This is a genomic window from Pseudomonas hormoni (assembly GCF_018502625.1).
Taxonomy (GTDB): domain Bacteria; phylum Pseudomonadota; class Gammaproteobacteria; order Pseudomonadales; family Pseudomonadaceae; genus Aquipseudomonas; species Aquipseudomonas hormoni.
Window position 1 is genome coordinate 4,219,937 of sequence record NZ_CP075566.1, and the last position, 13,061, is coordinate 4,232,997.

The following is a 13,061-nucleotide window of genomic DNA, read 5'->3' on the forward strand; positions in this document are numbered from 1 at the left end:
AAACCTTACGCGCTCAAACGCGCCGTCACTTCATTCAGTTGTCCTGACAACCCGTGCAGGTTGTGGCTGGCCGCTTCGGTGCGTTGCACGTTGTCCAGGTTGGTGCTGGCGATGCTGGTGATCTCGGTGAGGTTGCGCGAGATGTCTTCGGCGACCGAGGTCTGCTCTTCGGCAGCGGTAGCGATCTGGCGGTTCATGTCGCGAATGGCTTCCACGGCGTGGGTAATGCGCTCCAGCATCGCACCGGCCTGCGTCACTTGCTCGACACTTTCCTCACTGCGCGACTGACCGCTCTCTATCGCCTGAGCCGCGTCCACCGCACCGGTTTGCACAGTCTGGATGATCTGGTTGATCTCGATGATCGACGCCGCCGTGCGCTGGGCCAGGCTGCGCACTTCATCGGCCACCACCGCGAAACCGCGCCCGGCTTCACCGGCACGGGCGGCTTCGATGGCCGCGTTGAGCGCCAGCAAGTTGGTCTGTTCGGCGATGCCGCGAATCACTTCCAGCACCTTGCCGATGCGGCCGCTGTCGGTTTCCAGCTGTCGAATGACCGTCGCGGTGTTGGCAATTTCACCGCGCATGCGGGTGATGGTGTGGATGGTGCCCTGCATGACTTTTTCGCCTTGCTGGGCGGACTGGTCGGCGTCATCCGCCGCACGCGCCGCATCGGCGGCGTGGCGCGCGACTTCCTGCGCGGTGGCGGACATTTCGTTCATCGCCGTGGCGACCTGATCGGTGCGGTTGAACTGCTCGTTGGTGCCGCTGGCCATGAGACCGGCGATCGCTTTCAGCTCACCGCTGGCGCCGTCCAGATCCTTGGCACTGACCTGCAAGCGGCTGAAGGTGTCGGCGAGGAAATCGCGCAGCGTGTTGGCCGCGATCGCCAATTTGCCCAGCTCATCCTGACGGGTGCTGGCCACGCGTTCGGCAATTTTGCCCTGACTGAGTTGCGCCACGTAGTCGATCAGCTTGCGAATCGGTTCGACCAGGTTGCGGTTGACCAGCCACAGGCTCAACAGACCGATCAACAGACCCGAAGCGAGCATCACGATGATGCCCAGCAACACGGTGCGATCGGCGCTGGCGCTGATCAGCCTGGACTGCTCGGTGCCCTGCTTGCGCAATTCGCTGACCAGTTCGCTCATCTGATCGCTGGTCGCCCGGTCCACGCCCTTCACCGCGGTGTCACCCACCGTTGGATCGGCACCGGCCGCCACGTAGGCATCGCGGCCCTTCTGATACGCCGCGCCTAACACGCGGTGTTCGTCACGCAGGCGTTCGATGCGGGTCTTGAGTTGCGGCTCGATGCCCTTTTGCCCGGCCAGTTCGCCGAGAATGCCCTGCACGTCGCGCTGGCGGTCTTCGAATTGCTTCCAGTATTTGTCCAGGTCCGCCGGTTGCTTGCCGCGCAGCAGGACGTTTTTCCATTCCTGGACCTGCACCTTGAATTGCAGGTTGGCTTCATCGATCAATTGCGAGGTGTGCAGCGGGCCGTCGATCAGATTCGCGTAGCTCTGAACGCCGCTGGACAGAAAGTGAAAGCAAGCCAAAGCGATCAACAGCATCGCAAACAGGCTGCCGCTCAGCAGGGCGAGAATTTGCGCTCTCAAGGACTTTTGCAAAAACATCGGAAGGTACTCGTGACAGGAATGAGGCACGCCCTGGGTGAGGCGTGAAATTAGTCCGAACATCCCTGTCTGCGGCGTTGGCCGGTGGCCGAAGGCGCGCAACTTAACCTAAGCGTGATCGGCGTGCCAGAGCGCTTCTTGAAGAGAATCCGACCATCGGTAACGCAATCGTTTGCGTTATTTAACCGTCACAAAAATGTCATCGCACCTTGCGATGATGCGGCTCAAGTGAACCTGTGAAACCCGCGACAGGCGCCTCCTCACAGCGAGACCTCATGAACCACAGCATCGACCAAAGCCATCGCGACCCGGACCTGTTCGGTCTGCTGTACGGTTTCAGTTTTCGTCCCGGCGAACGCGGCCGGGAGATCGATTCGGCCATGGCGTTGCGGTGTCTGCAACAACCGGGCGACAGCGACGAATTTCTCTGGCTGCACCTGAACCTCGCTCACGCCGCGTGCGAGCGCTGGATGAAAAGTCACCTGGAATTACCCGACGAGTTTTTCGAAGCGTTGCATGAAGGTTCGCGTTCGACGCGCATCGAGCATGTCGATTCAGCCTTGCTGGCGGTGGTCAACGACGTGGTGTTCAACCTCAGCAGCATGGTCTCCTCGGATGTGTCGACGCTGTGGGTATGCGCCCGCAGCCGGCTGATCATCAGCGCGCGCCTGCAACCGCTGCACTCGGTGGACAAGTTACGTTCGTCGGTGAAGGCCGGTGAATGCTTTCGCTCGCCGCTGGAGTTGCTGGTGCATTTGCTGCGCGACCAAGGCGAGGTGCTGACGCAGATCGTGCGCAAGACCAGCCTCAGTGTCGATCAGATCGAGGATGAGTTGCTGTCCTCGCGGCTGTCGACCAACCGCGCGGAACTGGGCGCCAATCGCCGGGTGCTGGTGCGTCTGCAACGGCTGCTGGCGCTGGAGCCGGGCTCGTTGCTGCGCCTGCTCAATCGTCCGCCGCAATGGTTGCAGAAGGAAGACGTGAAGGAGCTGCGCAAATCCACCGAGGAGTTTGCGCTGATCATCAACGACCTCACGGCGCTGGGTGAGCGGATCAAACTGTTGCAGGAAGAGATTGCCGCCAACCTGAATGAACAAAGCAACCGCACGCTGTTTACCCTGACGGTGGTGACGGTGCTGGCGTTGCCGATCAACATCATTGCCGGTTTCTTTGGCATGAACGTGGGTGGCGTGCCGCTATCCCAGGATCCGGAAGGATTCTGGATTCTGGTGGCATTGGTGGCGACGTTTACCGTGATTGCGGGGCGGTGGGCGTTTCGTAAGCGCCAGGATTATTGAGCACAATCTTCAAGCCCCCCCGTCACTGTGGCGAGGGAGCTTGCTCCCGCTGGGTCGCGAAGCGGCCCCCGGCATTCCTCCAACCAAACCATGCCAACAGGTTTTGCGGCTGCTTCGCAGCCGAGCGGGAGCAAGCTCCCTCGCCACAAGGTATTGCGCGCCCCAGGAACAGATCAACGGAATAAGCAAAAACCCCAAACACTGACCCAACGCAGCCTCTCTGTAACATTTGGCAACGATCATGACTGACACTCCATCCCTCCTCAGGATTGTCCGTTATGGCTACTCCTTCCTACACCGCCGCCCAGGCGTCTGCCAGCAGCGCGAAGCCGCAGTTCGATAAAAAACCCGGCCTGCTGACCATTGTGATTTTCTTCGCGGTGCTGGCCATCGGCCTGTTGTTCACCGCGTACAGCCTGATGCACGACATGAACGAACTCGGCACGGTGGTCACCACCTGGACGCCGTTTCTGCTGCTGGGCGTGGCGCTGCTGATCGCGTTGGGCTTTGAGTTCGTCAACGGTTTCCACGACACCGCCAACGCAGTGGCCACGGTGATTTACACCAACTCCTTGCCGCCGAACTTTGCGGTGGTCTGGTCCGGGTTCTTCAACTTCCTTGGCGTGCTGCTGTCGAGCGGCGCGGTGGCGTTCGGCATCATCGCGCTGCTGCCGGTGGAGCTGATTCTGCAGGTCGGGTCGTCCGCCGGTTTCGCGATGATTTTCGCCCTGCTGATCGCGGCGATTCTGTGGAACCTCGGCACCTGGTGGCTGGGTCTGCCGGCGTCTTCGTCGCACACCCTGATCGGTTCGATCATCGGTGTCGGCGTCGCCAACGCCTTGATGCACGGGCGCGACGGCACCAGCGGCGTGGACTGGGCGCAAGCAACCAAGGTCGGTTACGCGCTCCTTCTTTCTCCACTGGTTGGCTTCGGCTGCGCCGCGTTGTTGCTGCTGGCCCTGCGCGCCTTCGTCAAGAATCGCGCGCTGTACAAGGAACCCCAAGGCAACACCCCGCCACCGTGGTGGATTCGCGGCATGTTGATCCTGACCTGCACCGGTGTGTCCTTCGCCCACGGCTCCAACGACGGCCAGAAAGGCATGGGCCTGATCATGCTGATCCTGGTGGGCACCCTGCCGATGGCGTACGCGTTGAACCGCACCATGCCGGCGGATCAGTCGTTGCAATTCGCCGCCGTGGCCGAAGTCACCCAGCAAGCGCTGATGAAAACCACCTCGCTGCCGGCGCCCACCGATCCGCGTCCGGTGCTGTCCGATTACGTGCGCACCAAGGAAGCCACGCCGCAACTGATCCCCGCCCTCGCGACGCTGGCCGGCAACATCGGCAACGAAGTGAAGGGTTACGGTTCGCTGTCGAAAGTCCCGGCCGAGGCCATGGGCAACGTGCGCAACGACATGTACCTGACCAGCGAAACCATTCGCTTGATAGACAAGAACAAAGTCGGCAACTTTGACGCCGACACCACCGGCAAGCTGCAACTGTTCAAGCAACAGATCGACAACGCCACGCGGTTCATTCCGCTGTGGGTGAAGATCGCGGTGGCGATTGCGCTGGGCCTGGGCACCATGGTCGGCTGGAAGCGCATCGTGGTGACCGTCGGCGAGAAGATCGGCAAGACCCACCTGACTTACGCACAAGGGGCCTCGGCTGAAACCGTGGCCATGCTGACCATCGGCGCGGCGGACATGTTCGGGCTGCCGGTCTCGACTACCCACGTGTTGTCTTCGGGGGTAGCCGGGACCATGGTCGCCAACGGCGGTGGCTTGCAAATGAAGACCATCCGCAATCTGCTGATGGCCTGGGTGCTGACCTTGCCGGCGGCGATTCTGTTGTCGGGGAGTTTGTACTGGCTGTTCACCCAAATCTTCTGACCACCACAGAACCCTGTAGGAGCGAGGCTTGCCCGCGAAGGCGGTCTCAAGGTCGATGCAAATCCTGAGACCGCCTTCGCGGGCAAGCCTCGCTCCTACAGGTTTTGCGGTGTTGTTTAGATCGTGGACTGGATGATTTGCGCCAGCCAATCCATAAACGCTCTGACCCGCAACGGCAAATGCCGTTGCCGGGCATAGAGCAGCGCCACGTCCATCGACGGTGCATTGAACTGCGGCAACACCGCCACCAGTTCACCGCTGAGCAAGTGCGACTGCATGCCTTTGAGCGGCGCCTGAATCAAGCCGAATCCCCCCAGGCACGCCGCTTCATAAGCGTCGGTGCTGTTCACCGTGACGCTACCCGCCATCGGCAATCGATGCAGCTTGCCATCGACCTCATACAAAAAACCTTCCGACCGCGAACCCAGCACGCCGACGTAATGGACCAGCCGATGCTGCGCCAGATCGTCGAGTTTTTCGGGAATGCCATAGCGCTGCAAGTAAGCGGGACTGGCGCAATTGACCATCGCAAAATCGCACACGTGGCGCGCGACCACCGATTGATCCGGCTGTGCGCCGACCCGCACAACGCAATCAAACCCCTCCCTTTGCAAATCAACCCGGCGATCGGTGGTGCTGATTTCCAGTTCCAGATTGGGGTGCAGCGCGATGAATTCCGGTAACCGCGGCAACACCACCTGGCGCGCCAGAAAGTTCGGCATGTCGAAGCGAATCCGCCCGGTGAGCGACGCCGCATCCTGGCGAAACAGCCCTTCGATTTCGTCCATGTGCGACAGCAAGTCCTTGCTGCGTTCGTACAACACCAGGCCGTCCTGAGTCGCCTGAACCCTGCGCGTGGTGCGTTGCAGCAGACGCGTACCCAGCAGCGCTTCCAGCGCCTGAACGTGTTCCGACACGGTGGACCGGGGCAAGCCCAGGCTTTCGCCGGCAAGGGTAAAACTCGACATCTCGCTGACGCGGACGAAGGTGCGCAGCAGTTCCAGTTTGTTCATGGGCCGACCTTCGATTGTCCGGATTATCCGATCAGTGATTCCAGTTTCAGTCTGTTTATCACCATAGGCCGGATAAATAAACTTCCTCCACACCGTCACTCACCCCCCTTGAGGAAGCCCCATGAATCGCAAAATCGCACTGATCACCGGCGCCAGCCGCGGCCTCGGCAAAAACGCAGCGCTGCATCTGGCCGCCCAGGGCGTCGACATCATCGGCACCTACAACAGCAAAGCCGATGAGGCGCAGGCACTGGTCGCGGAAATCGAAAGCCTCGGCGGTCGTGCCGTCATGCTGCAACTGGACGTGGGCCAGAGCGAGCGCTTCGCAGATTTCACCACGCAGGTCACCGAGGTATTGCGCAGCCGTTTTGATCGCCAGCACTTCGATTTTTTGCTGAACAACGCCGGCATTGGTGTGTATGCGAACTTTGTCGATACCACCGTCGAGCAGTTCGATCTGCTGATGAATATTCATCTGAAAGGGCCGTTTTTCCTGACCCAGAACCTGCTGCCGTTGATGGCTGATGGCGGCCGGATTCTCAACGTGTCCAGCGGTCTGACCCGCTTCAGCCTGCCGGGTTACGGCACTTACGCGGCGATGAAAGGCGCGATGGAAGTACTGACGCGTTATCAAGCCAAGGAACTCGGTGCGCGGGGTATTTCGGTGAATACGTTGGCGCCCGGCGCGATCGAAACCGATTTCGGCGGCGGGACCGTGCGCGACAATGCGCAGGTGAACCAAATGGTCGCCGACAATACCGCCCTGGGTCGCGTCGGTCTGCCGGACGATATCGGCGCCGCGATTGCGCTGCTGCTGGCACCGGGCAGCCAGTGGATCAATGGGCAGCGCGTCGAGGCGTCGGGCGGGATGTTTTTGTAAACCTGAACCTGTGGCGAGGGAGCTTGCTCCCGCCGGCCGGTCCGCGCTCGGGCGAAGCAGACGCTCTTTTTGGGGTCGCTTCGCAACCCAGCGGGAGCAAGCTCCCTCGCCACAAAAGCCCGTGCACTTTCGATCAGCGAGCGCTATTAACCAGTAACATGCGCGCGCGCACCACGTCATACGCCCAGTGGTAAACGTAGGTGTACGGCAGGAAAAACAGCAACACACCGATATCCAGCAGGAACGCCTGCCACAGGCTGACATTAAGCCACCAGGCAATCAGCGGTACGCCGACCGCGACCAGACCGCCTTCAAACAGCAGCGCATGGACAACGCGCGTCCAAGCGTTGTGCGCAATTTCGAAACGCTGCAGCACACGATCAAAAATGCCGTTGAACACCACGTTCCACGCCAGTGCCAGTGCCGCGATCACGACGGTGACGACGCCCATGTCGAGCATCGGTTTGTCCATGATCCAAGCCAGCAACGGGGTGCAGATCACGATGGCCAGCAGCTCAAAGCCGATGGCCTGGAAAATACGTTCGGTGATGGATTTTTGCATGTTCATGAGCAGAGCTCCTGAGTGACTGTGGTTGCCATGATCCGCTCTCACACCGATACTTCATAACCAATAACCATCGATCAAGGCGATAGTTCATGGCGTCCCAGGAAGTGTTGCAGGCGTTTGTGCAAGCGGCGACCCAAGGCTCGTTTTCCGCCGCGGCGCGCAAACTCGGGCGCAGTCAGTCGACCATCAGCGCTGCGGTGGCCAGCCTGGAGATTGATCTGGATCTGATCCTGTTCGACCGCAGTAGCCGCAAGCCGACCCTGACTCCAGCCGGGCACGTGATGTTGCAACGGGCCGAGGAGATTCTGGCGGCGACCAGCCGTCTGGAAATGACCGCCAGCCAGTTGGCTCAAGGGGTTGAACCGAAGCTGACCGTGGCGATTTCCGACACCTATCAATCCGACCGTTTCGAAGCGACGCTCAGTGCGTTCGAGCAGCGATACCCGGACCTGGAACTCGAATGCCTGATTGCCGAATGCGATGACCTGGTGGCGCTGGTGCAAAGCGGTCGGGCGCATGTGGCGTTCGCCGAGCAACAGGAAAGTTACCCGCCGGATCTGGTCAGCTCGACGGTGCAGGAGCGTACCGAAATTGCCTTGTTCGTGTCCCGCGAGCATCCGTTGGCGGCACTGGCGCGCATCGATCAGGACATCTTGCAACAGCACCGGGAGTTGCGTCTGGCGACGATCGTCAATCCGTATGAAAGCCGCGCCAAGGGACGCGTCTGGTCGGCACCGAGTTATTTGATGCTGCTGGAAATGGCTCAGGGCGGATTCGGTTGGGCGCCGTTGCCGCGGTGGCTGGTGGGGCGGTTTGGCGCTGGAACGTTGCAGGAATTGAACGTGCGCGGCTGGCCGAAACCGCTGTTCGTCGATGCACTGTGGTCGCGGCTGCATCCGCCGGGGCCGGCGGGGAGTTGGTTGTTGGGCAAGATGCTGGAATGAAGGTCCTGCGACCTTATCGCGAGCAAGCCCGCTCCCACAGTGGATCGTGTCAGTCACAAAATTTGTGGACGCCACCAAACCCTGTGGGAGCGGGCTTGCCCGCGATGGGGCCGGCAAATTCACCTTATTTTAAAGCCTTGATCCGAGCCTCGATAAACCGCCGCTCCGGCACCTGCTGCGTTAATTCCAGCGCCCGCTCATACGCCGCCCGCGCTTCGTCCACCCGCCCCAACTTCCGACAAAACTCCGCCCGCGCCGAATGCGCCAGGTGGTAATCCAGCAAATCCCCGCGATCCAGAATTCCCTCAACCAGCGTCAACCCCGCCAATGGCCCATCCCGTTTGGAGATCGCCGCCGCACGGTTCAACTCGATCACCGGTGAAGGCACGGCCGCCAACAGCACGTCATACAGCCCCACAATCTGCAGCCAGTCGGTCTCCCCCGCCGTCGGCGCTTCGGCATGCACCGCTGCGATGGCCGCCTGCAAACAGTAAGGACCGAATCGCCGCGTACTCAGCGCCCGCTCGATCAGTGCGCAACCTTCGGCAATCAACCCGGCGTCCCACAGCGACCGGTCCTGCTCATCCAGCAGGATCAGCTCACCACTCGACGATGTCCGCGCCGGGCGCCGTGACTCATGCAACAGCATCAGCGCCAGCAGGCCCATCACCTCGGGCTCTGGCAGTAATTCCATCAGCAAACGCCCGAGGCGGATCGCCTCGCGGGTCAGGTCTTCCCGGGTCAACTCCGTGCCGACGGACGCCGAGTAACCTTCGTTGAACACCAGGTAAATCACCCGCAGCACGCTGTCGAGTCGCTCGGGCAATTCCGCCAGGGTTGGTACTTGATAGGGAATTTTCGCGTCGCGGATTTTCGCTTTGGCCCGCACGATGCGCTGGGCAATGGTGGCCGGTGCGCAGAGAAACGCCCGGGCGATTTCTTCGGTGGTCAGGTCGCAGACTTCGCGCAATGTCAGCGGCACTTGAGCATCCGCCGCCAATGCCGGGTGACAGCAGGTGAAGATCAGGCGCAAGCGATCGTCTTCCACGTCTTCGTCACTCCAGTCGGCCTGCTCCAGCGCCTCCAGTTGAGCGATCAGCATCGGCCGGGACGCGGCAAACCGCGCACGGCGACGCAACACATCGATGGCCTTGAAACGCCCGGTGGAGACCAGCCACGCCCGCGGGTTGTCCGGCACACCGTCACGCTGCCAGCGCTCGACCGCGATAAAGAACGCCTCGTGCAAGGCCTCTTCGGCGAGGTCGAAATCGCCGAGCAAACGGATCAGGGTCGCCAGGATCCGCCGCGACTCTTCGCGGTAAACCTGCTCGACCCGAGCCTTGACCGACACCCCGGGCATCAGTCCTGCATGCCTTGCGTCACCAGCGTTACCATGGATTCTCCTTGCCTGTGATCGTCAGGGATTCAACTCTCGAACAGGTCGCACCTCGACACAGCCCACCCTGGCCGCCGGAATGTTGCCGGCGACCTGGAGGGCTTCATTGAGGTCTTTGGCGTCGATCAGGTAGAAGCCGGCCAACTGCTCCTTGGTTTCGGCGAACGGGCCGTCGGTGATCGACATTTTGCCGTTGCGCATGCGCACGGTGGTGGCGGTCTGCACCGACTCCAGCGCCTCGGCGGCGATCATGCGGCCGCTGCCCTGGATCGATTCGGCGTAGGCCATGCACTCGGCGTCGTTGGGGCTTTCGGGCAGTGAGTGCAACTCCTGTTCGTTGCTGTAGACCAGGCATAAGTACTTCATGGGGGCTCTCCGATCGAACTGATCAACTATGGCTGCAGTTTGGCGTTTTGGCGCTGCTTCCCGACGATCAGGGCTCCAGGTTGAACAGCGCGGTGCCGCTCGTCATGTCGAACGGGGCCGACCAGTGTTCGTGGACGATGCGCCATTGCCCGGCCTCGCGCCGATAGCAGGCGGTCACACGCATCCAGCAGGCCTGGGTTTCGCCCTTGTCGTTGGTGCCGCCGCAGTGGGCCAGCCAGTGGGCGAAGGCGATGTGCTCGTCCGCCACGACGTTCATGTGGTCGAAGTCGAACTTATGCGCGCCCTGGCACATTTCCATGCATTCCAGCCAATGCGCACGGTAGGCGGCCTTTCCGCGGAATTGCAGGGCCTTGACCGCGTCGTAGGAGACGATGTCATCGCCATACAGGGCCATGATTTTTTCGACATCCTTGGCGATGACCGCCTGGCGATAGGTGTCGATCAGGGCCTCGATTTCGTGAGTAGCGTTCATGGAGGTTCTCCGTGTTTTTTGTTCTGAAGACACCCTTAGTCGTTCGGCGAAATGCCGAATCGACAGTCGAAATAAAAATAATCCATGGACGCAAACTCGCTAGAATCCGAGGCTCATTTCTGATGGAAAAAGGACACTCCAGTGACAATCCGACTCGTGCCTTACGAAACCCTGGACGCGTGCCAGCGCCAGCAGGTCGAAGCCATCGAAGTTCACCATGAACAAATAAAATTCTCCGGCGACATCCACGGTGCGTTGCACACCTTGTTGTCCAAACCCGGCCCCGGCGTCAAAGGATTTGCCCTGTTGGCCGATGACATCCCCGTTGCCTTCTTGCTGCTCAAACGCCCTCCGGTGCTGCCTGCCTGGGCCGATGAACACAGCGCCACGTTGCACGCGCTGCAAGTCGACCAGCGTCATCAAGGCAAAGGGTATGGCAAGGCCTGCCTGCAAGCCCTGCCCGACGTAGCGCGTCAGGCTTTTCCCGAAATCAGGGCGCTGGAGTTGTCGGTGGATGCGGACAACGAGGCCGCCATCGCGCTGTATGCCAAATTTGGCTGGGTCGACAGCGGCGAAGCCTACAAGGGCCGGATCGGTTACGAACGGCGCATGGGACTGATTTTCTGAGGTGGTTATGCTCAACAGTATCGAAGCACTGGAAGCGATCTACGGCCAGCCCCACGACCGCGCCGTGCGCAAACAAATCCCCTTTCTGAACGAGGACTATCAAGCGATGGTCCGCGCCTCGCCGCTGGTGATCATCAGCTCGGTCGGCCCCGACGGCCTGGACGGCTCGCCGCGCGGTGACACGCCGGGTTTCGTGCGGATCATCGATGAGCGCACCCTGGCGATACCGGACCGCCCGGGCAACAACCGCATCGACACACTGCGCAATGTGGTGCTCGATCCGCGGGTGTCGCTGCTGTTCATCATCCCGGGGATCGGCGAGACGTTGCGGGTCAACGGCACGGCGCAGATCAGCAATGAATCGGGGTTGCTGGAAAGTTTCGCGGTCAACGGCAAACCGGCGCGCACGGTGATGCTGGTGACGGTGGAGGCGGCGTTCTTTCACTGCTCGAAAGCGATTGTGCGTTCGGATTTGTGGAACCCCGAGAAGCACCTGGATCGCTCGGCGCTGCCGACCGCGGGGGCGTTTCACAAGCGCTTGAATGACGGGGATTTTGATGCGCAGACGTATGACCGGGAAGCACCGGCCCGGGTGCGGGACAGTCTCTACTGATCAAACACTGAAAAGGGTTGCCGTGGGGCAACCCTTTTGGGATTTGGATAACTGTCAGAGGAGTAGGCAGTAGTCGAGCAATTGCTTCTCGATACTTTGTCGCTGGCCGATAACCAAAGCGACCACCACAAGGTTCTCGCTCGGGAACACTTCATAGAAAACTCGCTGCCCCATGGGCAGGTGCTCACGAAAATGAGTGACGCCAAGGGACGCCGCTTCCTGACAAACACCGTATACAAGGGCCTGATTGCTCAGTGCCGTAACAATCTGCATCGCCAGTTGATCAACTATCTCTGCCGCTTTTTTGCGACCGCATTGCTGCGTCAGATAGTGCTCCAGTGAAAAAACCCCATGCTCCGCAGCGGTCGCAAACTCTACCCTGAAGACCTCAGGCATCGTTATCGTCTTGCTGCGATTGGCGCCGTTGCGCCAGCCTGGTCAGCAAAGTGTCGCCAGAAATCAGCTTTCCCTGCTCCTTGTCGCGGGAGGAGAACGAAAGAAGCTTGATCAGCGCAATCGCTTCATCTCGCCGCTTGCGCTCCTCGCAGGACTCGATCACGTAGGCCGGGACGCCATTTTGAGTGACGAGCATCGGCTCGGAAAGGTCCAGCCCCGCCGCATTCTTTTTAACAAAACTGATAGTTTCAACTCGCATCATTCATTCCTCTGCTCGCCACCCGAACAGGATGACCAAGGCAACAAGGTCTGAATTTAGGTCATAAAAAAAACTTATCTCAAGTACTCATTTGCCCGTGTCACAGATCTAACACCATCTCATGCCAGGCCATCCCGCCATGATCCGACGCGGAAGGCTTGACGTAGACAAACCCAAACCAGGCATACAGCGGAATATGCCGCTCCTTGCACATCAGGTTGATGCTGGTCTTGCCCAACGCACGCATCCGCTCGATGAACTCGCCCATCAAACGTTTCGCCAGGCCCTGCCCCTGATAATCCGGATGCACCACCACCGACATGATCACCACATGCGGGCCGGCCGGGTCGTGGCCGATCAGTTCCTTGAACGCTTCGTCCGACATCTCGACCTGAAACGCCGCCCCGGAGTTGATGAAACCGGCTACCACACCGTCCACTTCGGCGACGATAAAACCTTCAGGCCAGGTGGCAATACGGGTGGCGATTTTTTCCCGGGTGGCGGCTTCGTCGCCTTCGTAGGCAACGGTTTCGATGGCGAAGCAGCGGTCCAGATCGGCAGGCAGGACGTTTCGGATGACAGGGTTCGACGAGTTCATGGCAGAACAGCAACCTTGGGGCAAGTGAGATGACAGAGTACCGCCCGCCGATTCTAACAACACTTGCCGGCCCTCGAACGCCCGATA

The 13,061-nt window shown here is 60.5% G+C and carries 15 protein-coding genes; 6 read left to right on the plus strand and 9 right to left on the minus strand.

What is annotated here, in order from left to right; all coding sequences use genetic code 11:
• Positions 1 to 5: 5 nt before the first annotated feature.
• Positions 6 to 1,631: a methyl-accepting chemotaxis protein gene (locus tag KJF94_RS19670; RefSeq protein ID WP_214378051.1), complete on the minus strand. Its 1,626-nt coding sequence runs from the start codon at positions 1,629 to 1,631 to the stop codon at positions 6 to 8.
• 275 nt (positions 1,632 to 1,906) lie between these two features.
• On the opposite strand from KJF94_RS19670, the gene KJF94_RS19675 reads away from it, so the two are divergent.
• Positions 1,907 to 2,929 carry a transporter gene (locus KJF94_RS19675; protein WP_017340385.1) on the plus strand — a complete coding sequence of 341 codons (1,023 nt, stop codon included), beginning with the start codon at positions 1,907 to 1,909 and terminating at the stop codon, positions 2,927 to 2,929.
• A gap of 278 nt (positions 2,930 to 3,207) precedes the next feature.
• Complete coding sequence (locus KJF94_RS19680) at positions 3,208 to 4,821, plus strand: inorganic phosphate transporter (protein WP_214378053.1); 1,614 nt, start codon at positions 3,208 to 3,210, stop codon at positions 4,819 to 4,821.
• Between the two features lie 116 nt (positions 4,822 to 4,937).
• On the opposite strand, the gene KJF94_RS19685 is transcribed toward KJF94_RS19680, so the two are convergent.
• Complete coding sequence (locus KJF94_RS19685; protein ID WP_214378055.1) at positions 4,938 to 5,834, minus strand: LysR family transcriptional regulator; 897 nt, start codon at positions 5,832 to 5,834, stop codon at positions 4,938 to 4,940.
• A 121-nt stretch (positions 5,835 to 5,955) separates the two neighbouring features.
• Between KJF94_RS19685 and KJF94_RS19690 the strand changes: the two genes are divergently transcribed.
• A complete protein-coding gene (locus KJF94_RS19690; RefSeq protein WP_214378057.1) occupies positions 5,956 to 6,714 on the plus strand; it encodes an SDR family NAD(P)-dependent oxidoreductase in 759 nt (252 codons plus the stop codon).
• A 133-nt stretch (positions 6,715 to 6,847) separates the two neighbouring features.
• Here KJF94_RS19690 and KJF94_RS19695 read toward each other — a convergent pair whose 3' ends face one another.
• Complete coding sequence (locus KJF94_RS19695; RefSeq protein ID WP_214378060.1) at positions 6,848 to 7,282, minus strand: multidrug/biocide efflux PACE transporter; 435 nt, start codon at positions 7,280 to 7,282, stop codon at positions 6,848 to 6,850.
• An 89-nt stretch (positions 7,283 to 7,371) separates the two neighbouring features.
• On the opposite strand from KJF94_RS19695, the gene KJF94_RS19700 reads away from it, so the two are divergent.
• Positions 7,372 to 8,226, plus strand: coding sequence for a LysR family transcriptional regulator (locus KJF94_RS19700; protein ID WP_214378062.1), 855 nt, complete (start codon positions 7,372 to 7,374; stop codon positions 8,224 to 8,226).
• A 124-nt stretch (positions 8,227 to 8,350) separates the two neighbouring features.
• Here the strand turns inward: KJF94_RS19700 and KJF94_RS19705 are convergent, their stop codons facing one another.
• The 3 genes from KJF94_RS19705 to KJF94_RS19715 all read right to left on the minus strand — a co-directional run bounded on the left by KJF94_RS19705 (position 8,351) and on the right by KJF94_RS19715 (position 10,481).
• Positions 8,351 to 9,586 carry an RNA polymerase sigma factor gene (locus tag KJF94_RS19705; RefSeq protein ID WP_214378064.1) on the minus strand — a complete coding sequence of 412 codons (1,236 nt, stop codon included), beginning with the start codon at positions 9,584 to 9,586 and terminating at the stop codon, positions 8,351 to 8,353.
• A gap of 57 nt (positions 9,587 to 9,643) precedes the next feature.
• Positions 9,644 to 9,988 (minus strand): YciI family protein, encoded by a 345-nt coding sequence (locus KJF94_RS19710; RefSeq protein WP_214378066.1) that lies wholly within the window; start codon positions 9,986 to 9,988, stop codon positions 9,644 to 9,646.
• A gap of 67 nt (positions 9,989 to 10,055) precedes the next feature.
• Positions 10,056 to 10,481: a YybH family protein gene (locus KJF94_RS19715; RefSeq protein WP_214378067.1), complete on the minus strand. Its 426-nt coding sequence runs from the start codon at positions 10,479 to 10,481 to the stop codon at positions 10,056 to 10,058.
• A 141-nt stretch (positions 10,482 to 10,622) separates the two neighbouring features.
• On the opposite strand from KJF94_RS19715, the gene KJF94_RS19720 reads away from it, so the two are divergent.
• Together KJF94_RS19720 and KJF94_RS19725 are read left to right on the plus strand one after the other, a co-directional pair.
• Positions 10,623 to 11,108 (plus strand): GNAT family N-acetyltransferase, encoded by a 486-nt coding sequence (locus KJF94_RS19720; RefSeq protein ID WP_214378068.1) that lies wholly within the window; start codon positions 10,623 to 10,625, stop codon positions 11,106 to 11,108.
• 7 nt (positions 11,109 to 11,115) lie between these two features.
• Positions 11,116 to 11,721: a pyridoxamine 5'-phosphate oxidase family protein gene (locus KJF94_RS19725; protein ID WP_214378069.1), complete on the plus strand. Its 606-nt coding sequence runs from the start codon at positions 11,116 to 11,118 to the stop codon at positions 11,719 to 11,721.
• A 54-nt stretch (positions 11,722 to 11,775) separates the two neighbouring features.
• Here the strand turns inward: KJF94_RS19725 and KJF94_RS19730 are convergent, their stop codons facing one another.
• From KJF94_RS19730 to KJF94_RS19740, 3 genes are all read right to left on the minus strand, one after another.
• Positions 11,776 to 12,117: a type II toxin-antitoxin system RelE/ParE family toxin gene (locus KJF94_RS19730; RefSeq protein ID WP_214378070.1), complete on the minus strand. Its 342-nt coding sequence runs from the start codon at positions 12,115 to 12,117 to the stop codon at positions 11,776 to 11,778.
• On the minus strand, positions 12,110 to 12,376 hold the full coding sequence (locus tag KJF94_RS19735; protein WP_214384915.1) for a type II toxin-antitoxin system Phd/YefM family antitoxin: 267 nt from the start codon (positions 12,374 to 12,376) through the stop codon (positions 12,110 to 12,112). Before KJF94_RS19735 ends, KJF94_RS19730 begins: the two co-directional genes overlap by 8 nt.
• A 100-nt stretch (positions 12,377 to 12,476) precedes the next feature.
• Complete coding sequence (locus KJF94_RS19740; protein ID WP_214378072.1) at positions 12,477 to 12,974, minus strand: GNAT family N-acetyltransferase; 498 nt, start codon at positions 12,972 to 12,974, stop codon at positions 12,477 to 12,479.
• Positions 12,975 to 13,061 lie beyond the last annotated feature (87 nt).